We start from the raw sequence: 23,071 nt of genomic DNA, 5'->3' as shown, positions 1-23,071 counted from the left end.
TGGAATAGACGGCATACGCCGCGGTGGAGATCGGAGAGGAAAACGTCGTCAGCTGCCGCCGAACCAGTTGTAGCCCTGGTCTTCCCAGTAGCCTCGGTTGAAGGTATTGCTCACGAAGATGGCCTGTATGTGTTTAGGATTCTTGTAGCCAAGCTTGGTGGGCATGCGCAGCTTCATTGGGAAGCCGTACTTGGGTGGCAGGGGCTGCCCATCCCAGTCGAGGGCGAGCAGTGTCTGCGGATGCAAGGCCGTCGCCATGTCAATGCTGGTGTAGTAGTCGTCGGCACATTGAAAGCCTACATAGCGAGCGTTGAGGTCTGCCCCCACGGCGCGTAGAAAGTCGCCAAAACGTGGTCCACCCCATTTGCCGATGGCGCTCCAGCCTTCCACACAGATGTGGCGCGTAACCTGCGCGTACTGCGGCAAGGCACGCAGCTCATCCAGTGTCCAGCGGCGCTTGTTGGCCACCAGGCCTGTAACCTCCAAAAGAAAGCTGGACGCCTCGACCTCTGGCACCTTGCTTTCGTCGTAGAAAGCATTGAAGGGAAACGGCCGGGTGATCATGGAGTCGGGGTAAGTGGGAGCAAGGCGTGAGGAGTCGAACAACCACCCCTGCACCCGATCGTTGAAATGCGAGATACGCGTCAACGCTGCTTCGGCAGTGGGGCTGTCGTCGATGCTGCACCCACTGAGCAAGCCCAAGCCGCCCAGGGTGAGCCCGCGCGCCAGAAACTGCCTGCGCGATGCTTGCGGCAGTTGCTTTTTGATCAGATTGCGAGCTTCCGCGACGACGGCTTCGGCATTGTCCCTGTGCCAGATAGATGTGTTCATGATGAGCTCTCTTTGTCGGTGCTGCGGAATGTCGCGCGCCCCAGCAGCATGGCCAGCAGTGAGCGTGGAACCAGTACGACCATCAGGAGGTGTACGGCGACAAAGCAGACGATGGCCGTCATGCAGAAGAAATGAATGCGCCGGGCCATGTCGTAGCCACCCATCAGCTCACGCAGTAGCGGAAATTGCACCGACTTCCAGATAACAAGGCCGCTGAGCACCAGCAAGATCATGTCCGCGACGGCGAAGAGGTAGGCAGCACGCTGCACCTGGTTGTAATGACCTAGATCCGCATGGGACAGGCGAGCCGTCAGCGCGAGCCAAGCGTCCCGCAACATGCCCCGAGCAGAGACTGGCAGCATGCGGCGTCCAAACCTGCCGGTGATCAGGTTCAGCAACAGATAAGCCAGCCCGTTGAGCACAAACAGCCACATACCTGCGAAGTGCCATTGCAGCGCACCGCCCAACCAGCCACCCAAGGTGATGCCGTTTGGGAAGGTGAAGTCAAAAATAGGCGAAGCGTTATAGATGCGCCAACCACTCATCACCATGATCAGCACAGCCACGGCATTTAGCCAGTGGGTGATGCGTAGCCACAGCGGCTGCAGAGAGGCACTGCGTTTGGGTGGTTGATGTGTGAGGGACGGCATAAGTGCATTGTTCAGCGCACCTAGTCTCAAAGTCCTCACGGAAAGCTCAATAAATCGTGATACTTTAGTAACAGCGGTTGAAGGCCTGGATCGGCCAACTATGCAGGGAGAGGTTTAAGAGTCGATGGTCGTGTCAGCAACGCTGTTGGGCCGCACTGAACGGCTGCAATGTGCGGCCGACGTCCCTCCGGAATTGAGTAGCAGGGGAGCTTGGAGTCCAATCCCATGCAACAGCACCTTGCACCTGGAGAAGTCCAACCAGAATCGCAGGCCACTGGATCTTCAATCTGCGTTTGCATCACTTTTTGCTGATTCTATGGAGGTGACAGTGGCGTACTGCACTGACGCCACTTTGCAGAAATAAGGTTGGCAAACTAATGTTGTTAGCCAACATCCCTTATCCAGGTTCCTCTAAGAAGCCTCTGAGCCATAGGCAATAGCACGGTTTTCCTTCCTCCAACGCTGCTCTTCTGGGGTGTTGGGCAATGGAGGTTTCAGGCCATTGACAGTCCACAACTCAAACGGCGTTTCATCGACGTGTAGCTCCCAGCGAAGTCCACGTGCAGCGACAAACGGCTCCAAGATCTTGGAGCAACCTTGCAGAAATCTTTGTTGAGCCTCTGCATCTTTCATTGAGCGGGCTAGATGCGCGATGGTCACTCTAACGAAATCATCTGTGGGCTCGCCTCCAATATAGAAGCTGGACTTGGATAGTTCGTGGAAGAACACATTGACATAGAAGCGTGGGAGAAAGCTTTCATACATGCCAGTGATGCGCTGTGCAATGGATTGCTTGTCTTCTTCTGAGAACGCTTTTGCGGGATGGTAAATTTTCCAGAGGGGCATAGTGAACTTTCAGTGAATTGAACAAGCTCAGTGGCTATAGCGTTCTGCGGAGGCGCCACTTTGAGTGACACCGTGGACCATGACGGAGCGAGCCTGCTCGAACGCATTCCATGAATCCATGCTGCCCAAATTGGGGAAAGTCACCACCTCGTCCTGGTCATAAGCCGCCAAAGCCGTATCAACCAGTGTTTCGGGACTCATGAAAAGTTGATCTGGAAACGGGGCAGGTGTGTCTCCGAAGAACTCGGAGCGAATGGGCCCCGGCATCACCGCTTGAACTCTGACCCCGCTGTTTTGAAGTTCGCTTTGCAATGCACGTGAAAAATTGAGCACATAGGCTTTGGAGCCGCTGTAGCTGCTCGCACCTGGTGCAGGCATCAACGCCAGGATGGACCCAATGTTGATGATGCTGCCGCTCTTGGCGGCAGCGAAACGCTTTGCTGCAGCCATCGACAGACGTGTCAGCGCGATCACATTCACCTTCAGCATAGCGGCGACCGCGCTTGTGGGAACCTGAGCAGCCATACCCAAGGCTCCCGAGCCAGCGCAGTTGATCAGAAAACTTACGTCAGCGGCATCAGAGACCAATGCTTCGACGCGAATCAGATCTGCTTCATTTGCGAGATCTGCTTGCACAACCTCGATATGCCGACGGTATTTTATACGCAATGCAACGGCCAGCTTTTCCAGCCGCTCACGTCGACGCGCAATGAGCACGAGGTCATATCCACGTGCGGCAAGCCGGTCCGCGTAGACAGCACCAATGCCTGAGGAGGCACCAGTGACTATGGCAGTTCCCAAATTCTTTTCCACGATCGATCTCCAGGTATGTTGCGAAACATTAACTCTAATTATTAGAGCAACTTCATGCTAACTCCAATAACTAGAGTTAAGCAAGCAGAAGATCTACAATCAATGCCTTCTTGCGGATCGCGTTGGGTCCATATCTAGAGAATTGGAGTGAGCAATGCGAGCTAAAGGGTTTGAGGGAATGACATGCTCAGTCGCCGATGTGATGGGCGCTTTAGGCGATCGCTGGGGGGTGCTGATCATGCGAGACCTCCTGCTAGGACTCGCCCGCTATGACGATTTAAAGCAATCGACGGGCGTGACCAATGCGACCTTGTCAGATCGACTGAGATCTCTGGAAGCTGCCGGTCTGATTGAACGCAGGAAATATCAATCCAAACCTGACCGCTACGAGTATGTTCTTACAGAACGTGGTCAGGACATCAGCTTGGTAATGCAGGCATTCGTTCAAGTGGGTGACCACTGGAACGTGGGCAACTTGGCGGGTCCACCTCTGCAATTTGTGAACAAGCAAACTGGCCACCCCGTGAAACTTGCAGTGATCGACAGTCAACTAGGTCAGCCTGTAGAGGCCCGCGACATCACTGTGATTGCAGGCCCTGGGGCTGATGAGCGGGTGAAATGGCGTTTAGAACGACACGCTGGCTCACCAACATAGCCTCATCGAACTCGTGACAAAGGCAGGAGTTGCGCTGCTGCCTAACCGAGCAATGTCTGGTTTTGGCTGTGGATTCAACCGGTCAATGCAACACATGCGCTGAACATCTCAGCGGGTGTATGGAAGCCGAGCGTCTTGCGCGGCCTCTCGTTTAATTGTCTCGCTATCGCGTTGAGTTGATGCTGGGACAGCCCCGATAGGTTCATGCCCTTGGGCATGTACTGCCTGAGCAACCCATTCATGTTCTCGTGACTTCCCCGCTGCCATGGGCTTTGTGGGTCGCAAAAGTAGACTTGGATGTCCGTGACCAAGGTGAATTGCTTATGGGCATGCGTCTTGGTGCCCCTGTCCCAGGTTAGCGATTTGTAGAGTTCCTGCGGCAGTTTGCGAGCATGCTTAATGAGCGCGTTGACGACTGTCTGCGAGTCTTTGCCCCCAGGCTTCATCTCCCCACCCGTCACCCAACCCTTTCCCTCGTCAGCGTGAATATCGACCCGCCCTTCTCTGGCGCTGGTATATGAGTCATGCTTTTCGCCACAGGCAACCAGACAGCAACAGGAACACGGGCCGCTCAATGCAAAATAATGCCCATACGCGTGCGAACTTCGCAATCAAGCCTTGGCACGGGGCCTGAAGAGATGGATGGTTTCGCCGCGGGCAAGCATTCCCACCAACTGAGCGATGCGCCTGGCACGCGTCTCGGCTCTCGCAGCCGTCTGGATACGCCACAGTATCGCGTAGCGATTGGAGGCATTGATGCTGGCAAAGAAGGTCTTGGCCGCCGGCTCGGCCTCCAGTGCAGCCTGCAGATCCTCAGGCACCGTGGACGTACGCGCACCGTCGTAGGCCCGCGCCCAGCGCCCGTCAGCCTTGGCTGCCTCTACCTGAGCCTCACCCGGGGCCTGCATGCGGCCCGCGTCAATGAGTGCCTGCACCTTGTTGACATTGATTCTCGACCAGACGCTGCGCGCGCGCCTCGGCGTAAAGCGCTGAAGATAGTGTTGATCGTCAAGGCTTTTCTTCTGTCCATCGATCCAGCCCCAACACAGCGCAATCTCCACCGCTTCGGGGTAGGTGACACTTGTCTCGTTGGAGCCTCGCTTGGCGATCTTGAGCCAGAGGCCATCGGAAGTCGCGTGATTCTTCTTCAGCCAGGCCTCGAAGGCTTTGGCGCTCTTGAACAGGGTTGGAGCAAGTTCGAGCGGGATGATGGATTTGACGGTAGGCATCACCTGGACCTATGCGACATGAGCATCAGCGCGGCTCGTGGCATAGAGACAGGAGCCTGATTGATGGCAGGGAAAGACAAGTTCAACCAGAGCGCCCGACCTGTGGCAGTCGCAAAACGCCCCACGACTCGCCCCCAGACCAGGGGCTCGAGCGATCACCACAACTGCGCAAGCAATCCTGTCAGCCCTGCCGCCACAATGACGTAGATGACATTGATCTTGAAGCGGAGCAACGCAATGCCTGCTGCCAGCCCAATGGCAATCGACGGCCACTCCATGTGTCCTGCAAAGCCTTGGGGCCAAACGACATGGTAGGCAAAGAAGACCGCCAGATTCAGAATGACACCCACGACCGCAGCGGTGATTCCGACCAATGGCGCGGTGAATTTAAGCTTGCCGTGGGTGGACTCGATAAAGGGGCCACCCAGGAAAATGAAAAAGAACGACGGCAGAAAAGTGAAGAAGGTCACGATCACTGCTGCGACGACTCCAGCGAGCAGCAGCGAATCCACACCGAAGATCGCCTTTGTCCAGCCTCCTACAAAGGCCACAAAGGACACCACCATGATGAGCGGGCCCGGAGTGGTCTCCCCCAAAGCCAGGCCATCGATCATTTGTGTTGCAGTCAACCAATGGAAGTTCTCCACCGCGCCCTGGTACACATAGGGAAGCACCGCATAGGCGCCACCAAAAGTCATCAGCGCGGCCTTGGTGAAGAACCACCCCATTTGTACCAAGGCAGACTCCAGACCAAACGCCATGGCGAGCGCGCCCATCACGCTGGCCCACAGCGTCAGGCAGACCAGCGACACCCTCCAGAATCCTCGCCAGGAAAATAGGGCATGCGCAGGAGTGGGAGTGTCGTCGTCGATCAATGCAGCCCCGAGTGACTGACGCGCATTGCCTTTTTCATGACTGGAGCCACCAAAGGCCTCGGGGCGCAATTTACCGCCGATGAAACCGATGGCTGCAGCCGCAATGACAATGAGCGGGAACGGAACATTGAGGGCAAAAATGGCGAGAAACGCAGCAGCCGCAATTCCCCAATGCCAGCTACTCTTGAGCGACCTGGTGCCCACCCGGTAGGCCGCCTGTGCCACAAGCGCCGTCACAGCGGGCTTGATGCCATAGAAAATGCCTGTAATGACCGGCATGTCGCCATGGGCCATATACAGCCAGGCCAGAGCCATGATGATGAACAGCGATGGCAGGACAAAGAGAACCCCTGCCAGAATGCCGCCCCATGTCCGGTGCAGCAACCATCCCAGGTAGGTGGCAAGCTGCTGAGCCTCGGGCCCCGGCAGCAGCATGCAGTAGTTCAGGGCGTGGAGAAATCGCTTCTCGGAAATCCATCGGCGGCGGTCTACAAGCTCCTCATGCATGAGTGCTATCTGACCTGCGGGGCCGCCAAAGCTGATGAATCCCAGCTTCAACCAGAAGCGCAGCGCTTCTGAAAGCGAAAGAGAGGCTGGCGCAACCGGGTCGGTGGGCCTGGGCAAAGCGGTGTCCATAAAAACTCCATAGAGAATATCCAGCTCTTGGACGGGACACCGTCTACCCTTGCGGGACGGGAGGCTGCGTTCCCGATGCAGAAATTCTAGCCCAATCGCCCGGGGCTCTCGTACACGCAGAAGACAAAGTCTGCAGCGACCGAGAGCAGCGCCAGCATATGGAACACAGCCGCACTTGCCGTGTTCCACAAGAGCATGCATTTCATGCCTCTGACGCCCAGTGCTCCTTCGCGGCAGATCTCTCGCGCAGATGAAGGCGCCGAGCGCCGAAGTTCCCCCTTGAAGCACAGCGCAGCTCGGATCACTAGAACCGCATCACCGATGGAACTGCTTTCAATATTCAGGCTGCTTCCACAATCGACGAGACATCCAGCACATACATCTGGCGCAGGCCCTCATGTACCGAGTCAATGCAGACCTGCTTTCCATCCCGGCTCCAGCGCGGGTGCAGGTCACACCGGTTTTCCTTGCTCAGTTCCGGAGTGGCATAGAAGCTGCCGAGATTGTGGCGCTCACCGGTCTGCATATCGAACAGGAACAGAAAGCGCTCGTGCGTGCTGTCGTCGGGATACGTATCACTCAGCATCCAGCGTGTGCTCACCGGCGAGAACGTCATATGCCCGTTTTCCACCAGCACATCGCGGCCAACCACCTGCACCTCGCCTCCTTCAACGTCGTGATAGAGGTGGTAGTGGATCTCGCCGGCATGCGGCCCCCAGACAATGATGTGCTCGTTGTCCTGCCACAGGGGATGAGAGATCTGGTACTCCGACTTTTCATAGTCAAACGTGCCTACGGCACTGGGGTCGAAGTCGTCGGCCAGCTGCGGCAGCGGATGATCCGAGCACTCCAGCAAGCGCATGTCCGATCCGTCCGGATTCATGGTTATCAGGCGGTGCAGAAAGCAGGTCTCATCTTTCACACGCTCTGTCCAGCGATGCAGAAAAAGTATGCGTGAGGAAGCCGGGTTGATCTCGATATGGCTTACCCAGTGGATGGCCTTGTCCATCGACGACACATGATGGAATGCCTTTAGTTGCGCATAGCTGACCAGCAACCGGGCATCGCCTGTCGCCAGCTCCATGCGCCAGATGCCGTCATCGGGGGGCGCCAGAGGCAATTCAAAAGGCTGGCCCGGCTCGCTGTAACCAATGGTCTCGTGCGTGATGTACAGACGCCGGTAGTTGACCGACAGCGCCCAGGCACTGCTGGGTGCCACCACATACACGGGCATGGGCATAACGCGGCGCTCTTGCGAATCTACATCCACCACCACGGCACCCAAGCCCGGGTAACGAGCGGACATATCGCCCGTGCGATCGTTATAGATCAGCTTGCGGCCCGGTGCGCCGTCAAGCCATTGCAGCTGGCTGCCCATCTGGAAGTTCCAGGCACCGGTCTCGCCCACTGCGTGAAAGCGGTCACCGTCCTGCGTGTCGAAATAGCCAATCGTGGCCTTGACCTCTGGCGTCAGATAGATGTCCATCCAGGGCGTTTGCTGGGCTGCCAGTAGGCGATTGCTTTTGTCCCAGTTGGACTTGTTGTAGTAGCCAAAGAAGTGATGAAGGCTGCCGTTACCCACGCGTCGGCAGGGAGCAAAAGAAGAATGAGAAGAGGTCGTCATTGGATGTCAAGCAGTAGCGTCGCAGCTCAGGCTGCGACTCGAAAGCGATGCAGGGCATGAAGAAGCCCGGCCCTGATTAGTTCGCCGTAATCTTTCCGGCAGCGATCACCTGATCCCAGCGCTGCTTTTCCCTGGCCACAAAGCTCTGCGCCTCTGCCGGGGTATTGGCCACGGCACTCATCCCTTGATCCTGCAGACCCTTGCGGAACTCGGGCGAATTGACCACCTTGCGGATGTCTTCACTGAGCTTGTGCACCACTGCCTGAGGCACCTTGGAAGACACGGCGACCGTGGTCCATGATGTGGCCACATAGTCCTTCATTCCGGCCTCGCTGGCCGTCGGCACATCCGGCAATGCCGCCAGGCGTTCATTGCCTGTGACCGCCAGTGCCTTGAGCTTGCCGCCCTTGACGTGCGCCAGCACTGTCGGTGGGTTCTCGAACATCAGCTGAATCTGGCCGCCAAGCAAATCGTTGAGCGCGGCAGAACTGCCACGATAAGGAACATGAACAATAGGTGCACCGGACTGCAGCTTGTACAGCTCCCCCATCATATGAACCGACGAGCCCACGCCAGCAGAGCCAAAATTGATGCTGCCTGACTCCTGCTTGGCAAGCGCGGTCAGCTCCTGCAGATTCCTGACCGGCAGATTGGGGGTTGCGACCACGACATGGGGCATCTCCGCCAGCACGGTGACAACGCGCAACTCTTTGGCAGGGTCGTAAGGCAGCTTTTTGTAGACCGCGTAAGCAGCATGCAATCCGATCGATCCCACCATCAACGTGTAGCCGTCTGCCGGCTGATCGGACACGTATTTCCCACCCAGATGGCCACCTGCACCGGGCTTATTCTCAACCACCACGGCTTGATTCCACATACGGCCGAGCCTGTCGGCAAGCATACGGGCCTGCACGTCCGAGCTGCCACCCGCAGTGAACGGCACGATGATGCGAATTTGACGAGCAGGATTGGGATATGCGGAGCTGCCTTCAGCCCAGGCTGAGCCCACATTCGCCAACGTTGCGGCAGCCAGCATTCCCATACACAGAGAGCGACGAGCGCGAATGCAAACCATCTAATGACTCCTTGGATTTGATGCGCCCTCAATTCCTGAAAACGCATGCACTTATTCGTATGGAAGTCAGTGTAGAAAGCCTAACCTAATCGGAAAAATTCATTTTTCAAACTCATCTATACGCGGCTGGTATACCCTTGCCTCTCAGCATCCAACCGATTGCGCCATGCCACGCCCTTTGAGTTTTAAAGAAATTGAAGCATTTCGTGCCGTGATGCAAACCGGCACCACGATCGCCGCTGCGCAGCTGCTGCACACCACCCAACCATCCATCAGCCGTCTGCTGGCTCAGATGCAGACGGGCGCGGACCTGAAGCTGTTTGATATGTATAAAGGGCGGCTGCGCCCGACTGCAGAGGCGCGGGAGCTCTTTTCGACGGTGCAGCAACATTTCGTCGGTCTGGACCGCATTGAGCGCGACCTTCAGGGGTTGCGGCAGTTCGGTGCAGGCACTCTGCGCATAGGCTGCACCCCGGCGCTGGGCTTGTCCATCGTTCCTGCGGCCCTGCACAATTTTCTGCGGCACTACCCGGGCACGCACATCAGTCTGCAGACGCTAGGCACTACACATCTTCGGCAAGGACTGCTGCACGGCCAGTTTGACCTGGTGGTCAGCACCATGGCCATTGGCTCTCCTGAACTCAACGCAAGCGTTCTGCATCAGACCCAGGCCGTCTGCGTCATGCATCCGGGCCATCCGCTGGCACAGCACAGCAGCCTGCATGTCCAGGACCTGGAAAACCAGCTGCTGCTGACTTTGAATTCGGACGACAACATCTACCTGCAACTGCAGCGAACCATGCTCGAGCATGATGTCCGGCCCAGCTCAACTGTCGAGACCACCTACTCTTCCACCATCTGCTGCCTCGCAGCGCAAGGTACAGGCTTGGGCGTAGTGAACCCCTACGTGGCGGCAACATTTGCGTCAAGCCTCTGCATCAAACCGTTCCTGCCCGAGTGCTCAGTAGAGGTGGCGCTAGCACTGCCAAGTCATTCGGCACCTTCGGAACGCACGCAATGCTTCGTCGAGGAGCTGCAAAAACAGCTGGCAACATAAGCAGCCCAGCTCTGCGGCATAGGCTAACCACTCAAGAAGACTCCAGCGTCAGATGGCTGCGAACGCCAAATGCGCCTCAACGGGCTGCGCCCGCAACAGTGCACATGCGCATGGATGCAGTTGAATTCCGGCGATAGTCAGAGGGCCCCTTACCGGGCCTTGCATTGGATCGGCACCATGCGGCCGACCTCGACCGTCAGATCCAGTCCTTTTCCTCGGATGGTATTGGGCCCGTTGCTGTAAACAAATCCGGAGCCGCTTGGCTGCTGTGGAAGCTCTATGCCTTGACCGCCGCGTATCAAGACTGCTTTGCTGTTGGCAGGCGAGAAACGCACCGAAATGGATTCTCCGTTTGCACAGGTGAATGCAACTTCACGGTCTGCATCTTGAGACGGCGCAGAACTGCAGGCACTGACGGCGATTGCGGCAAGCATGGCAAGCCCGATGACTTTCATAGACTTCTCCCGTGATATTTCAGGGCAAGACTCAAGCAGCCATGAAGAGCGCTTGTGTCTTGTAGCACTTCCAGAACTTGGCGGATCGCCTTTGCCTCGACAGGCTGGAATGCTCCAACCCGCTACAAGCTCCTGCAGTCAGACTGCAACGCGAAGCGGAACTTGATTGAGGCATGCCTGAGCTCAGGCTGAGTTCACACGTCTGTCGCGCTCCTTGTCCCGGTAAAGGCGTGCTTTTTCGGCATACATGGCCTTGTCCGCCCCTTGAACAATGCTTTCTATCGGCGTGCCTTCCTGGCCACAGGCATGGCCCATGGAGACATGGATGCTGTGACCCGGATAGAACTGATTGTTCAGCTCCAGCAAGGACAAGATGCGCTCCTTCAAGGCCACGGCACCGCGTTCATCGGTTCCCGGCAAAAGCACGACAAACTCATCGCCACCGATGCGCGCGGCGCAGGCCGGCGCATCCACTGCCTTGGCGAGAACTTCTCCCATACGCCTCAGCATGGCATCGCCTGCAGTATGACCATGCTCGTCGTTGACGACCTTGAGTCCATTCATATCGATGGCAAGCATGGACAAGGGCCAGGGCCCTTTGCGCGAAAGCCTGTTCAGCTCTTCGGTATAGAACGCGCGGTTGCGCAACTGGGTCAACACATCATGCTTGCCCAGATATTCAAGATAAGCCTCGGCCTTCTTGCGAGCGGTGATATCCACGAGCGACAGCAGCACCAAGCCCCATTTCTCCGCATGGCTGCTCATGATGGCGAACTCCATATGAATATGGAGCACATCGCCAGCCAGCCCGTAGTTCACCACTTCCCGCTGCTGCACCAGCTTACCCTCCCAAAGGTCTATCAGCTGCTCGGCAAACGAATCGTACATTTCGCCCCTGAAAACCTTGGACAGATTCTGCAGCAGTTGCTGCTTGCTCTGGGCACCGAACATTTGCAGCGTCTGGCGATTGACATCGAGCACCTGGATTTCCTGCAGGCAGCGGGTCACGAATTCCGGATGCACTTTCAGAAAAGTCCGGAAATCGGTGATTCCGCGCGCTCGAACATCGTCCATCAGGCGCTTGACCACGCTGAAGTCCTCGACCCACAGCGACACCGGCGAGTACTCGAACAGGTCTCTGGAGTATTGCTCGCTGCGCTGAAGCTTCATCGTGCTCTGCACCTCCGCAGTCACATCCTCCAGAGAAACCAGCACCCGGCTCCAGCTTTTCTCGTAACCCGGCAGTACACGCGCCCTCACCTGCACATCAAGTCGCCGTCCATCCAGGGCATAGTTGACCGAACGGGTCTCGAAATTGAGCGCACCTTCCCAGAGAGCGACCAGTTCGCTCATGATGCTGTCGAGCATGTCGCCGCGAAAGACCTCGCTCAGCCGGCTCTTCAGGGTTTCCTCATCTTCGGCCTTGAACAGCTCAAGCGTGTATTGATTGACCCGCAGCACCTTGTAGGACTGACTGCAAAGCTTGAGCCGCTCCGGATCTTCTTTGAGAAAACTGAGCAGATCGCTCACGCCCTGCGCCCGCCATTGATCGAAAATCTGTCTCAGGCCGCTGTAATCCTCCATCCAGAGCGATACCGGGGCCAGGTTGAACATATCCTCGAAGTCCAGACCTTCTGCGAGCGAATTTTTCACAAACAATACCTCCGCCAACGATTATTACCGAGACTTCAAGCCTGCACGCGGCCCTCTTTTACCAGGTCGATCGACTGTCGTGCAGCAATGAAAAAGACTCCCAGGGAGTCTTTTAAGTCAGATCACCTCAGGCTGTCTCTGCCTTGCGGCTTTCACTTTGTACATCGCAGCATCGGCTTTCTGCAAAGCATCGTCCACATCGGTGTCATCGGGCATCAAACAGACCATGCCCACGCTGGCTCCTGCGTACTCGATCTCGCGCCCGTCGGCCAATGGCAAGCTGGCGACAGAGGCCTTGCTCAGCCTGAGCTGCATCTGCCCGATCACAGCCTCAGCGTCTTCATCGAGCAAAGGCCCTGCACCGACCACGACGAATTCATCGCCACCGAAACGAGCCAGCATGTCACTGCTGCGCAGTCCTGCTCGCAGTTGTTCGGCCATGGCACGCAGCAACGCATCCCCAGCCTCATGACCAAACTGGTCATTGATCTGCTTGAAGCGGTCAAGATCCACAAAGCCCACCAGTACCCATTCACGGGTGCGGCGGCACTGAGCAATGAGCCGGTTGAGCTCCTCGGTCACGCAGCGGCGATTGGGCAATCCCGTCAAAGAATCGAGCATGGCCAACGAGGCCAGCTCCTCGTTGGCATGCTGCAGCGATCTCACCAGTTGCTCGCGCTCGGCAAAACCTGCAATGATCTTGGCAAACAGGCGCATCAGATCCTCTGCCTCTGCTGCCAGCGCGACGGAATGGTCGCTGGCTGCACACAAAGTGCCGAACAGCGCACCATTGGAAAAACGCACGGGCGTGCTCACATAAGTCTGGATACCCAACTGACGCGCCGCATCCGAGTCGCCCCAGCACTCGCCAACATTGTCAGTAAAGGTACGCCCTTCGTCGAGCGACCGCTTGCACAAGGTGTCGTGCCAGGGCACCTCCAGCCCTTCGGGGATCTTCATTCCTCCCGTATTCAAGGAGTACAGAACATTCTGAATGCCGCGTGCCTCATCAACGGTGGTGAGATAGGCCGACTCCAGATCAGTCACTTCCACCATGATTTCCAGAAGAGGTCGCGTGAAGCTGGGCAGATTCTGAGATGCGGAGACTGTCTGAGAAAGACGTTGAATAATTGATGGCATGGTGCAATTTGGGGTACGACCGAACGACAAGTGCGGCAGCTCAAGCAAAGCCTAGAGCCTGGGCATCATCACTTTCATTCGACTGAGACTATCTTTCAATCATGCAATGAAAGCCAGATTCCAACGCTCATATTTTCAAGCAATCGATTGTCAGACTAGGACCGAGGCCACAGAACCCTGACACGCAAACCGCCCAGTTGCGGCGACTCGTCAAGCAAAAGCTCAGCACCGCTGCTTTGCGCAATGCTTTGCGCAATCGCCAGTCCCAGGCCACTGCCGCCGGCCATGCCACCAGCGCCTTGACCTCGCACAAAGCGCTGCAGGACGCGCTGACGCTCGGCCTGTGCAATGCCAGGACCCGAGTCTTCCACCACCAGTGCACGTCCGTGTTCGTCCTGCAACCAGCCCACATCGACCCGTCCTCCGCCAGGCACGTATTTGATCGCGTTGTCCAGCAGATTGCGCAGCAGCACCGCCAGTGCCCCGGCGTCTGCAGGCACGCTGAATGCGGACTGCTGCTGCGGGTCTTCACTCAGGCCCATGTCCAGCCCCTTGGCCTGGGCAGCCGGCGCGGCATCAGCCAGGGCCTGCTCGACCAACACGCGCAAGTCAGCCAGCGGCGCATCTTCACTCTGCGGCCTGGCTTCCTGCCTGGCCAATGCCAGCAACTGCTCCACCAGTCGCCTGGCGCGCTCGATCCCTTGGGCCAGACGAGCCTGCGCTGCCTCGCGCTCAGCGCTGTCCGTCGCTTTGCGCAGCAGTTGCAATTGCAGCTGCAACGCGGCCAGCGGCGAGCGCAGCTCATGCGCTGCATCTGCCACGAAATTCTGCTGGGCCTCAAAAGCCTGCCGTACGCGCTGCAGCAGGCTGTTGAGCTCCTCTACCAGCGGGCGCATCTCATCCGGCAGATCATGCTCCGCCACGGGTGCCAGATCCTGGGGCTGACGCAGGGCCAACTCCCTGCGCACCCGATGCACGGGAGTCAGTGAACGGCGAATCACCCACCACACGGCCAGCGCCAGCAGCGGCAACAGCAACACCACAGGCAACAAGCTGCGCCAGGCGGCATCACGCGCGAGCATCTGACGCACGCGCATGTCCTGTGCAATCTGAATCACCTGAGAGCGTGTCTGCAGTGAAAACACACGGTAGGTCGTGCCACGCGCAGGCACATCGGCAAATCCCAGCACAGCCATCTGGGGCAAGGCATCACCCAGAGCCGACTCGAAGATTCTCAGTCCCTCATTGGTCCAGACCTGGACGATGAACTCGTTGTTTTCATCTTCAGGCGGCGTTCCCTGCGGCCGGCCTTTGGCGTCGACCGGCAGACCTGCCCGCAGTGCAAACGCCGTCTGCTGCATCTGGTAGTCGAACAGGGTATCGGTCTGCTCCAGAGCATTGCGATAGGCAAAAGCCCCCTGCAGAACAGCCACCAGCAAAATCGCCATGCCGATGAACAGCAGCAGGCGTGCGCCCAGCGAACCAGGCAGCTTCAGCCGCTTCAATGCCTGGTTTTTGCTCACGGTCTGGGCACCATATATCCAAGACCGCGCACATTGAGCACTGCTGCAGCGCCGAGCTTTTTGCGCAGCCCGTGGATATAGACCTCCACCGCATTGCTGCTGACCTCGTCGCCCCAGCCATAGAGCTTGTCTTCGATTTGCTGACGTGACAGCGTGGCCCCCGGCCTTGCCAGCAATGCCTGCAGCACTGCCCATTCACGACCTGACAGAGTGACCGGCAGACCATTCACGCTGGCCTCGCGAGTATTGGGGTTCAGCATGACGCCGCCATGTTCGTACACCGCATCCAGATGCCCCGCAGCACGCCGCGTTAGCGCGCGAATGCGGGCCAGCAGCTCATCCATGTCATAGGGTTTGATGACATAGTCATCGGCCCCGGCGTCCAGCCCCGCAATGCGGTCACCCACGGCGTCCCTGGCGGTTGCAACCAGCACCGGCGTGGCATCCTTGCGCGCACGCAACTGGCGCAGCACCTGCAAGCCATCAAGCTTGGGCAATCCCAAATCGAGCAGCACCAGATCGTACTGGTGGCCATGCAAGGCCGTATCGGCCTGGGCTCCATCCTGAACCCAGTCCACCACATAGCCCTCACCGCGCAGCAGCGCCAGCACGGCCTGGCCGATCATGGTGTCATCTTCAACGAGCAGTAAACGCATGGCGCAAGGATAGCGCCGCTACAGCAGGAATGCCCAGCACCAGAAACAAAGGGTGCAGCGCAAAGCCCAGTGCCCGCAAGGCGGCAAGCGAGGCAGCCCCACCCCAAGCAGGCAAGCCGCCACCTCACATGAGGGGCTGCCGGTTACACCGCAGCTTCGATGCCGGGCATCGCCATACGAGCCTTGGTCAATGCCATGCCCAGGTTGGCGGTACGGCGACAGACAAAGACTGCCACATAGTCGGGCACTGCCTTGCTACGCAGAAAGACGTGAATCAGGTTATCACTGTTGACGATGATTTCCTGAAAATAGTGGTGACCATCATCACTGAGACCGCGCGAACGCTTGAACAAGGTCTCGATCATGGAGATATTGGGGCCGTTGAACAGGTCGGCCGTAGCCGCCGCCACCAGATCAATCACCTCACGCGGATGGGAGTCCACGGTGCGAATCGACAGCAACATGCCCGAAGCAGCATCCACATAACCAGCGGCCAAGCACTCAGGGACCGAAGCCACGGCCTTCGTCAATACGGTATCCAAACTCATTACGCTCTCACTTTCCTGTTGCTAATCTTTCGCGTCATGGCCGTTTGCTGTCCGCAGCGGCCATGCTTTGGTGGTCCTGAAAACATCACGCCATCTTTTGCAGCAGTGCGTTTTCGAATTCATAAAGAAGCGCTTCCTGCGCCTCGGATTGCACATACTGAGCATCAATCAATCGCACACGGCGCAAAGCCTCTTCGGCAGTCAGGCCCTCGCGCACCAGCCAGGCGGCAAGCACGGTTCCGGTGCGGCCCAATCCGGCAAGGCAGTGCACGGCAAGCACTTCTCCACGGCGCAGGGCGACCGACATGCGTGCCAGCAGCATCTGCATCTGAGCCACTGTCGGTGGCTCTTGGTCATAGACCGGCAGGTGAAAGTTCTTGAGCCCATTGCGGGTCAAGGCATCCTGCGGGAAGTCCTTTTCCGTCAGCGTGATCAGCATGGTGATACCGCAACGGCTCAGAGCTTTGAGGTCGGAGTCCATGTCGTGCACCACGCCCGGCCAGGGCGTACCTGCCAGCCTCCCTGGCACCAGCCAGGAAAATCCGTTCGGGCCGCGGCTGGCTGGCATGGCATTTTCAGCAGCCAGCAATGGCTGCATTTCCATCAGCACAGCCGCATTCGGGGTGCGAGGCTGATAGCGGGCTGCGGGGGACAGGCCAGATGACGCGACCGCTGCCGGTTGCGGCAGAGCAGGTTCAGGCGCAGAGACCGACGTTGACGCAGGCAGCACGGGTTCCAATTTGAGGGGAGCCACGACCTCACTCACGACCGCCGAAGATGCAGGCAGGTCGGAAAATTCGGCAATGGCCGCCAAGGCGGCGGCAGGCAAGGGAGGTGGCGGCAGCACATCGTCGGCCAGCTCATTCAAGGGGGTACCCGGCATGGGGACAGCGCAGCTGCCGGTACGCAGGAATTGCTGACCGGCGGCACTGAGCGGCCGCTGAGTGAACGCAGCCATTGCTGCGGCTTCCTGGATACGCCCGCCTGCGAGCAACAGCATCTGCTGCGCAGCAGCCTGGGCATGCTGCTGCTGGTGCGTGATCAGCAGCACACTGCGCTGCTGACCGATCTGCCTGATCACGTCCAGCAGCAAAAATGCCTCATAGCCCTCCAGCTCAGCCGTGGGCTCATCGATCATCAACACCGCCGGCTTGGCCCAGGCCTCGCGCAAAATGGCCACGGCGCGTTGCTGCACCGCACTCAACAGCATGGTGGGCTTGTCCAGCATCTGGGCCAGCTCGGCCAGTCCATAGTGCTGCAGCTGCTCGCTCACCCAATGGCGCCACTCCAGTGGCGCACGCGGATCCCTCTGGCGCGCCTTCTCGATCAGTGCATCCAAGGTGTTGGCGCGCATGAGCCGGGCATGCTGCTGTACCAGGCTCGGCAAGGCCTGCACGCCGTTGGCGCTCCAAGGCATGTCCAACGGGCGATCGGCATAGACCACCTGTCCCCAGCTGCGAAAGCGCGGATTGCTCGCATTCAGCCCGGCCAGCGTGCGCAGCAGCGTGGACTTGCCCGTGCCCGCAGGACCCAGCAATGCGGTTACGCCTAATTGCGGCAGCGTGAAATCCACTTCAGCCAGAACCACGCGTTGACCAAATGAAGCGCCCAGGCCTTGCACCTGCAGACTGTGTTGCTGATTCAAAAACTCCTCCCGTCGCAACGCCTGCTCGGAGGAGCCGTCACGATGTATTTGCGGTCAAGCTGAATCGCCACCACATGACGTCAAAAAGACAAATGAATACGTCAACTTGACAGTCTATGGCATTACCTCTCCTGAAACTCGTTACTTCTTGAAATATGACAACATTATGTAAAAAATCATCGGATATTCATTTATTCATATATTTATTGTTTTAAATCAATAAAAGCAGATAAAGAAAAACCGCAACCCGGGAGGTTGCGGTTTTCTGCTTATTAAGTGCGTCAGTCAGCCCAGTCGCACCGGCACAAAGATTTTGTTGCCATCACGCCAGATCAGCACGGCCACGGTCTTGTCCGCTTTGGCGACTGCGGCCCGCACCTCATCGATATTTCCGGCAGGTGCGCCATTGATGGACAGCAGCACATCTCCCTGGCTGATGCCTGCTGCTGCAGCCGGGCCGCTGGCCTGAGCCACCAGCAGGCCGGTGTCCACACCAATCTGCTTTTTCTCCTCTGGCTGCAGGGGGCGCAGCGCCAGTCCCAGCTTGCCCTTGTCTCCATCGGGTGAAGACTTGGCCACCTTCACCGACTTATCGCTGGCATCGCCAAGGGTCGCACTCAGAGTCTTGGATTCACCCTTGCGCCAGACTTCCAGCGTCACTTTCTGCCCCGGCAAGGCCTGGCCGATAAAGGCTGGCAGATCGCCCGAACCAACAACGGGCTTGCCATCCACCTTGCGCACCACATCGCCTGGTTCCAGTCCGGCCTTGGCGGCAGGGCCATTCTTTTCGACACTGGCCACCAATGCACCTTCGGGCTTATCCAGCTTGAAGGAATCGGCAAAGGCCTGATTGACCTCCTGCACACTCACGCCCAGCTTGGCATGCTGTGCCTTACCCGTTGCCTGAATCTGCTGTTGCACTCGGGTTGCCAGTTCGATGGGAATCGCAAACGACACCCCTTGATACCCGCCCGAGCGGGTGTAGATCTGGCTGTTGATACCCACGACCTCACCCTGTGCGTTGAACAGCGGGCCCCCAGAGTTTCCGGGGTTGATCGCCACATCCGTCTGCAGAAAAGGCACAAAGGAGTCGTCAGGCAGAGAGCGCCCCTTGGCACTCACCACGCCAGCCGTCACGCTGTTCTCAAAGCCGAAGGGCGAGCCGATCGCCAGCACCCAGTCGCCCACACGCAGTTGGCTGGTCTGGCCCAGCTTGACCGTGGGCAGGCCGCTGGCGTCAATCTTGAGTACCGCCACATCGGTCTTGGGGTCGGCTCCCAGCACCTTGGCCCTGAACTCGCGACGGTCGTTGAGCTTGACCGTCACCTCCTTGGCTCCGCGCACCACATGGGCGTTGGTCAGAATCACGCCATCGCTGGACACGATAAAGCCCGAGCCTTGTCCGCGCATGGGTGTATCGGGCTGCTGTGCACGCGGCCCCATGCCCTGACCACCGGGCATGCCTGGAATGCCGAACTGGCGGAAGAATTCAAAGAAGGGATCGTCGGGGCTGATGCCCGGGCCCTGTTGCTGGCGTTCGCTGGTCTGGTCGCCTTCATCGTCGCTCATGGCACGAGAGGAACCCACCACGCTGATATTGACCACGGCCGCGCCGTTGCGCGCCGTGATATCTGCAAAATTGGGGGCATTCACCGCAGGCAGGTTAAGGGCTGCGGGCTGCGCAGCCACTGCAGATTGCGTCACCTGCGCCTGGGCAGCGCTGCGGGTTCCCACCAGGCCGGCGCCAGTAGCGCCCAGTGCGCCAATCGCACCAGCAGCCACCAGGGCCATCACCAGTCGGCGAGGTGTGGACAGAATTGTGTTCATGGTCATCCTTTCAAAGAAAAGCACCGGATCGGTGTCGTTGAAGGGAAGTTTGAACATGCACACTTAGGCCAGACTTAGGCCCGTGCAGCTTTGGGCCAAAGGCCTGATCCGGCAGCCGCCGGCTCGCACGCTGTCCGGCGTGCCCAGGCTCTTTGCAGCCTCAGATCAGCTCCAGCACCCGCTGCGGCGGACGGCAAAGCATGGCCCCCTTGGGCGTGACCACGATGGGGCGATTGAGCAGCACCGGGTGCGCGGCCACGGCCTGAATCAGCTGCACATCGCTGACAGCGGGGTTATCCAAGCCCAGCTCCTTGAACTGCGCTTCCTTGCTACGCAGCAAGTCACGCACGGGCACGCCCAGATGCGCCACCAGCTCGGCCAGCTCCGGCGCAGTGAGCGGCGTGGCGATGTAATCCACAATATTGGGCTCAATGCCATGCTCGCGCAGCAGCGCCAGCGCGCCGCGCGAATTGCTGCAGCGGTTGTTGTGAAAAATGGTGATGTCAGGGCGATTCACGGGGGTGTCTGTACTTGTAGCCATGACTGCAGTGTAGCGAGCCTGTGCCTGTCCAAGGCTTGGCAGGCAGTCACTGCATAGCAGCTATGCCTGCTGCACCAGAACCCGGCAGAGCGCCATCTCATAGACTGTCTGCAAAACATCATGAGGAGACAATATGCCCGCTTTCACCGCACGTGAACCCTCCACTCTGAACCGTCGCCAATGGAGCCAATGGGCTGCGGCCACCGCCTTGGGCAGTCTGGCCGGCACTGCTGTTGCGCAGGACTCAAGGTACCCCAGCAAGGCCATACGCATGGTCATCCCGTTCACGCCCGGCGGCTCTGCAGACATTCTGGGTCGCGCCATAGGTCATGAGCTGACGACTGCCTGGGGCCAGAGCGTGGTGCCGGAAAACGTCGCCGGCGCAGGCGGCAGCATTGGTGCGGACCGCGTGGCAAAGGCCAGTGCCGATGGCTACACCCTGCTCATGGGCCATGTCGGCACGCTGGCCGTTACACCCACGCTCTACCCCAAGCTGCCTTACGACCCTATCAAGAGCTTTACGCCTCTGGCCTGGGTGGCGCGTGTGCCCAACGTGCTGGTCGTGCATCCATCGCTGCCGGTCAATGATCTGGCATCGTTCATCAGCTACGCCAAGGCCAACCCGGGCGCAGTGAATTTCAGCTCGGGGGGCAACGGCAGTGCCGCGCATATGACCATGGCCTATCTGAGCCTGCAAGCCGGGCTGAAGATGCAGCATGTGCCCTACAAGGGCACGGCACCGGCCGTCAATGACCTGGTGGCCGGCCAGGTGCAGGCCTTGTTCACCGGCATCCCTGCCGTGCTGGCCCAAATTCGCGCCGGCCAGATCAAGGCGATCGCCGTTTCATCGCCCCAGCGCATCCCTGCACTACCCAATGTGCCTACCGTGGCCGAAGCAGGCTTGCCCGGCTTTGAGGCCGACCAATGGTATGGCGTGGTCGGCCCTGCCAATATGCCTGCCGACGTGGTCGCCAAGATCAATCAGCAAATCAATGCCTCACTCCGAAGCCCCGCCATCCTTGAGCGTCTGCAAAGCGAAGGCGCCCAGCCCATGCCCAGCACGCCCAAGGTCTTTGCCGACCTCATCGCCAAGGACCTCGCGCGCTGGCGCAAGGTCATCGTCGACAGCAAGATGACGCTTTAAGCGCCCAGGGCCTGCGTTTCATGCTGCAGCGGAACTGGTCGCAACCGGGGCTGCCGTTGCGGACTCCCGCTCTTCCTCGTGGGCATCGAACTCGCGCCCCGGCAGCAGCAGATTCAGGCCCACGGCCACCAGCGCACCCACGGTAATCCCCGAGCCGAAAACCTCGCGCACAAAGGCAGGCATCCTGGAGAGCAGATCGGGGCGCACCGTCACGGCCAGACCGCAGCCCAGCGAGACTGCAATGATCAGGCCGCTGCGGCGTGTTTGCTCGGCGCTGCTGAGCATGCGGATGCCCGCCAGGATGATCATGGCAAACATCATCAGGCCCGCACCGCCGAGCACTGGCTGGGGAATCGTCACCACCAGCGCTCCCAGCACCGGGAACAGTCCGGCCAGCAGCAGCATCACGCCGGTCAGCATCACCACATGGCGGCTGGCCACGCCGGTGAGCGACACCACACCCACGTTCTGCGCGAAGGTGGAAACCGGTGGGCTCGACATCACGGCGGCAAAGGCCGAGCCCACGCCGTCGCACAACATGCCGCTGGACAGGCGCTTGCCTCGGATAGGCGTCTGTGTTGCCGCCCCCAGGGCCATGAAAGTGCCCGTGGTCTCGACAATGGTCACGAGAAAGGCGATGGACATGGCAACGATGCCCGATATGGGAAAGCTCATGCCGAAATGCAGCGGCTGGGGAATCGCGAAGATGGGCGCCTCGCGCACTTGGGTGAAATCGATCAGACCCAGTGCCAGGCACAGCAGATAGCCGCAGGCAATGCCCAGAACCACGGCCGATGCCGAGATCACGCCCTTGCCCCATTGCACAAAGCCGATCACCAGCGCCAGCACAAAGCCGGCAATCGCCAGATTGCCCACCGCACCGTAGCTGCCGCTGCCCACGCCGCCTGCGGCCCAGTCCACGGCGACGGGCGTGAGCGACAGCCCGATCATGGTCACGACCACGCTGGTCACGGTATGCGGAAAGAAACGACGGATCACCGGCATGAAGAAGCTGCCGATGATCATCACCAGCGAGCCCACCAGCGAGGAGCCCAGGATGCCGGGCACGCCGTGCTCCAGTCCCACGCTGATGCCCGCGCCAACAAAAGCGAAGCTGGTACCCATCACGCAAGGCAGGCGTATGCCGACCGGCCCCACGCCACGGCACTGGATGATGGTGACCACGCCCGAGCCCAGCAACGCCGCATTGACCAGGGCCACGATCTGGTCGGCCGGCAGCTTGAGCGCACCGCCGAACACCAGCGGCACGGCGATGATGCCGCCCAGCGCGGCGAGCAGATGCTGCAGCGAAAGCAGCGTGGTGGTGATGAGGCTGGGTGGACGGTCTTCCACCCCGTAAAGCAGTTTTTCCATGGTTGTGTCTCCTTTTCCCTATGCGATGGCCTCTTCAGAGGCACTTGTAGATATGTCGTCGAGGGGTGCCCGTGAGGGCTTCACTGCGTGCTTGGTTGTGTCGTGGCATATCTCCTTGGTCGGATCGGCGGTTGCAGCGGTAGGCTCAATCCAGTCATTCGGGACTGCATTTTGAGAACTGACGCCCTCACCTCAGGGTCAGCGAGCAAGGGCCGCCCCCGCAGCGAGGCTGTCGTCCCCCTCCGGCGCAACGCGCCAGAGAGGGGGAAGCGGC

21 protein-coding genes and 1 pseudogene are annotated in these 23,071 nt (G+C 59.1%); 3 read left to right on the top strand and 19 right to left on the bottom strand.

What is annotated here, in order from left to right; all coding sequences use genetic code 11:
- Positions 1–48: 48 nt before the first annotated feature.
- From QYQ99_RS16655 to QYQ99_RS16640, 4 genes are all read right to left on the bottom strand, one after another.
- On the bottom strand, positions 49–831 hold the full coding sequence (locus QYQ99_RS16655) for a molybdopterin-dependent oxidoreductase (protein WP_302089187.1): 783 nt from the start codon (positions 829–831) through the stop codon (positions 49–51).
- Positions 828–1,481, bottom strand: coding sequence for a cytochrome b/b6 domain-containing protein (locus tag QYQ99_RS16650; protein ID WP_302089186.1), 654 nt, complete (start codon positions 1,479–1,481; stop codon positions 828–830). Before QYQ99_RS16650 ends, QYQ99_RS16655 begins: the two co-directional genes overlap by 4 nt.
- 411 nt (positions 1,482–1,892) lie before the next feature.
- The gene (locus QYQ99_RS16645) at positions 1,893–2,327 is read right to left on the bottom strand and encodes a tautomerase family protein (RefSeq protein ID WP_302089185.1); all 435 of its coding nucleotides are present in this window, start codon (positions 2,325–2,327) and stop codon (positions 1,893–1,895) included.
- A 27-nt stretch (positions 2,328–2,354) separates the two neighbouring features.
- Positions 2,355–3,140: an SDR family NAD(P)-dependent oxidoreductase gene (locus QYQ99_RS16640; RefSeq protein ID WP_302089184.1), complete on the bottom strand. Its 786-nt coding sequence runs from the start codon at positions 3,138–3,140 to the stop codon at positions 2,355–2,357.
- A 154-nt stretch (positions 3,141–3,294) separates the two neighbouring features.
- On the opposite strand from QYQ99_RS16640, the gene QYQ99_RS16635 reads away from it, so the two are divergent.
- Positions 3,295–3,795, top strand: coding sequence for a winged helix-turn-helix transcriptional regulator (locus tag QYQ99_RS16635; protein WP_302089183.1), 501 nt, complete (start codon positions 3,295–3,297; stop codon positions 3,793–3,795).
- Positions 3,796–3,869: 74 nt separating this feature from the next.
- Here the strand turns inward: QYQ99_RS16635 and QYQ99_RS16630 are convergent.
- From QYQ99_RS16630 to QYQ99_RS16610, 5 genes and pseudogenes are all read right to left on the bottom strand, one after another.
- A pseudogene (locus QYQ99_RS16630) lies at positions 3,870–4,226 on the bottom strand (IS30 family transposase); the annotation flags it as partial.
- Between the two features lie 180 nt (positions 4,227–4,406).
- A complete protein-coding gene (locus tag QYQ99_RS16625) occupies positions 4,407–5,024 on the bottom strand; it encodes a YdeI/OmpD-associated family protein (RefSeq protein WP_302089182.1) in 618 nt (205 codons plus the stop codon).
- A gap of 155 nt (positions 5,025–5,179) precedes the next feature.
- A complete protein-coding gene (gene chrA, locus QYQ99_RS16620) occupies positions 5,180–6,535 on the bottom strand; it encodes a chromate efflux transporter (protein ID WP_302093198.1) in 1,356 nt (451 codons plus the stop codon).
- Between the two features lie 340 nt (positions 6,536–6,875).
- Positions 6,876–8,159, bottom strand: a complete 1,284-nt coding sequence (locus tag QYQ99_RS16615) for a hypothetical protein (RefSeq protein WP_302089181.1) — start codon at positions 8,157–8,159, stop codon at positions 6,876–6,878.
- Positions 8,160–8,235: 76 nt separating this feature from the next.
- Positions 8,236–9,234 carry a Bug family tripartite tricarboxylate transporter substrate binding protein gene (locus tag QYQ99_RS16610; protein ID WP_302089180.1) on the bottom strand — a complete coding sequence of 333 codons (999 nt, stop codon included), beginning with the start codon at positions 9,232–9,234 and terminating at the stop codon, positions 8,236–8,238.
- A gap of 166 nt (positions 9,235–9,400) precedes the next feature.
- Between QYQ99_RS16610 and QYQ99_RS16605 the strand changes: the two genes are divergently transcribed.
- Complete coding sequence (locus QYQ99_RS16605; RefSeq protein WP_302089179.1) at positions 9,401–10,291, top strand: LysR family transcriptional regulator; 891 nt, start codon at positions 9,401–9,403, stop codon at positions 10,289–10,291.
- 149 nt (positions 10,292–10,440) lie between these two features.
- Here the strand turns inward: QYQ99_RS16605 and QYQ99_RS16600 are convergent, their stop codons facing one another.
- The 9 genes from QYQ99_RS16600 to arsC all read right to left on the bottom strand — a co-directional run bounded on the left by QYQ99_RS16600 (position 10,441) and on the right by arsC (position 20,279).
- Positions 10,441–10,746, bottom strand: a complete 306-nt coding sequence (locus QYQ99_RS16600) for an MliC family protein (protein WP_114863172.1) — start codon at positions 10,744–10,746, stop codon at positions 10,441–10,443.
- 183 nt (positions 10,747–10,929) lie between these two features.
- On the bottom strand, positions 10,930–12,399 hold the full coding sequence (locus QYQ99_RS16595) for a sensor domain-containing diguanylate cyclase (RefSeq protein WP_302089178.1): 1,470 nt from the start codon (positions 12,397–12,399) through the stop codon (positions 10,930–10,932).
- 117 nt (positions 12,400–12,516) lie between these two features.
- Entirely contained in the window at positions 12,517–13,539 is a 1,023-nt protein-coding gene (locus tag QYQ99_RS16590; RefSeq protein WP_302089177.1) for a sensor domain-containing diguanylate cyclase, read from the bottom strand.
- A gap of 155 nt (positions 13,540–13,694) precedes the next feature.
- Positions 13,695–15,062 carry an ATP-binding protein gene (locus tag QYQ99_RS16585; RefSeq protein ID WP_302089176.1) on the bottom strand — a complete coding sequence of 456 codons (1,368 nt, stop codon included), beginning with the start codon at positions 15,060–15,062 and terminating at the stop codon, positions 13,695–13,697.
- On the bottom strand, positions 15,059–15,718 hold the full coding sequence (locus tag QYQ99_RS16580) for a response regulator (RefSeq protein ID WP_302089175.1): 660 nt from the start codon (positions 15,716–15,718) through the stop codon (positions 15,059–15,061). Before QYQ99_RS16580 ends, QYQ99_RS16585 begins: the two co-directional genes overlap by 4 nt.
- Before the next feature lie 143 nt (positions 15,719–15,861).
- Positions 15,862–16,266: a hypothetical protein gene (locus tag QYQ99_RS16575; RefSeq protein WP_182284477.1), complete on the bottom strand. Its 405-nt coding sequence runs from the start codon at positions 16,264–16,266 to the stop codon at positions 15,862–15,864.
- An 85-nt stretch (positions 16,267–16,351) separates the two neighbouring features.
- Positions 16,352–17,911 carry a phosphatase domain-containing protein gene (locus tag QYQ99_RS16570; RefSeq protein ID WP_302089174.1) on the bottom strand — a complete coding sequence of 520 codons (1,560 nt, stop codon included), beginning with the start codon at positions 17,909–17,911 and terminating at the stop codon, positions 16,352–16,354.
- Between the two features lie 285 nt (positions 17,912–18,196).
- On the bottom strand, positions 18,197–19,738 hold the full coding sequence (locus tag QYQ99_RS16565) for a Do family serine endopeptidase (RefSeq protein ID WP_302089173.1): 1,542 nt from the start codon (positions 19,736–19,738) through the stop codon (positions 18,197–18,199).
- 160 nt (positions 19,739–19,898) lie between these two features.
- Positions 19,899–20,279 (bottom strand): arsenate reductase (glutaredoxin), encoded by a 381-nt coding sequence (gene arsC / locus QYQ99_RS16560; protein ID WP_302089172.1) that lies wholly within the window; start codon positions 20,277–20,279, stop codon positions 19,899–19,901.
- A gap of 133 nt (positions 20,280–20,412) precedes the next feature.
- Between arsC and QYQ99_RS16555 the strand changes: the two genes are divergently transcribed.
- Positions 20,413–21,423 (top strand): Bug family tripartite tricarboxylate transporter substrate binding protein, encoded by a 1,011-nt coding sequence (locus tag QYQ99_RS16555; protein WP_302089171.1) that lies wholly within the window; start codon positions 20,413–20,415, stop codon positions 21,421–21,423.
- An 18-nt stretch (positions 21,424–21,441) separates the two neighbouring features.
- Here the strand turns inward: QYQ99_RS16555 and QYQ99_RS16550 are convergent, their stop codons facing one another.
- Positions 21,442–22,797 carry a nucleobase:cation symporter-2 family protein gene (locus tag QYQ99_RS16550; protein WP_302089170.1) on the bottom strand — a complete coding sequence of 452 codons (1,356 nt, stop codon included), beginning with the start codon at positions 22,795–22,797 and terminating at the stop codon, positions 21,442–21,444.
- Between the last annotated feature and the right edge of the window lie 274 nt (positions 22,798–23,071).

The sequence above is a fragment of the Comamonas testosteroni genome (assembly GCF_030505195.1).
GTDB classification, from domain to species: domain Bacteria; phylum Pseudomonadota; class Gammaproteobacteria; order Burkholderiales; family Burkholderiaceae_C; genus Comamonas; species Comamonas testosteroni_G.
The sequence above is the reverse complement of the archived record's forward strand: the minus strand, read 5'-3'. Positions and strand labels throughout refer to the sequence as shown.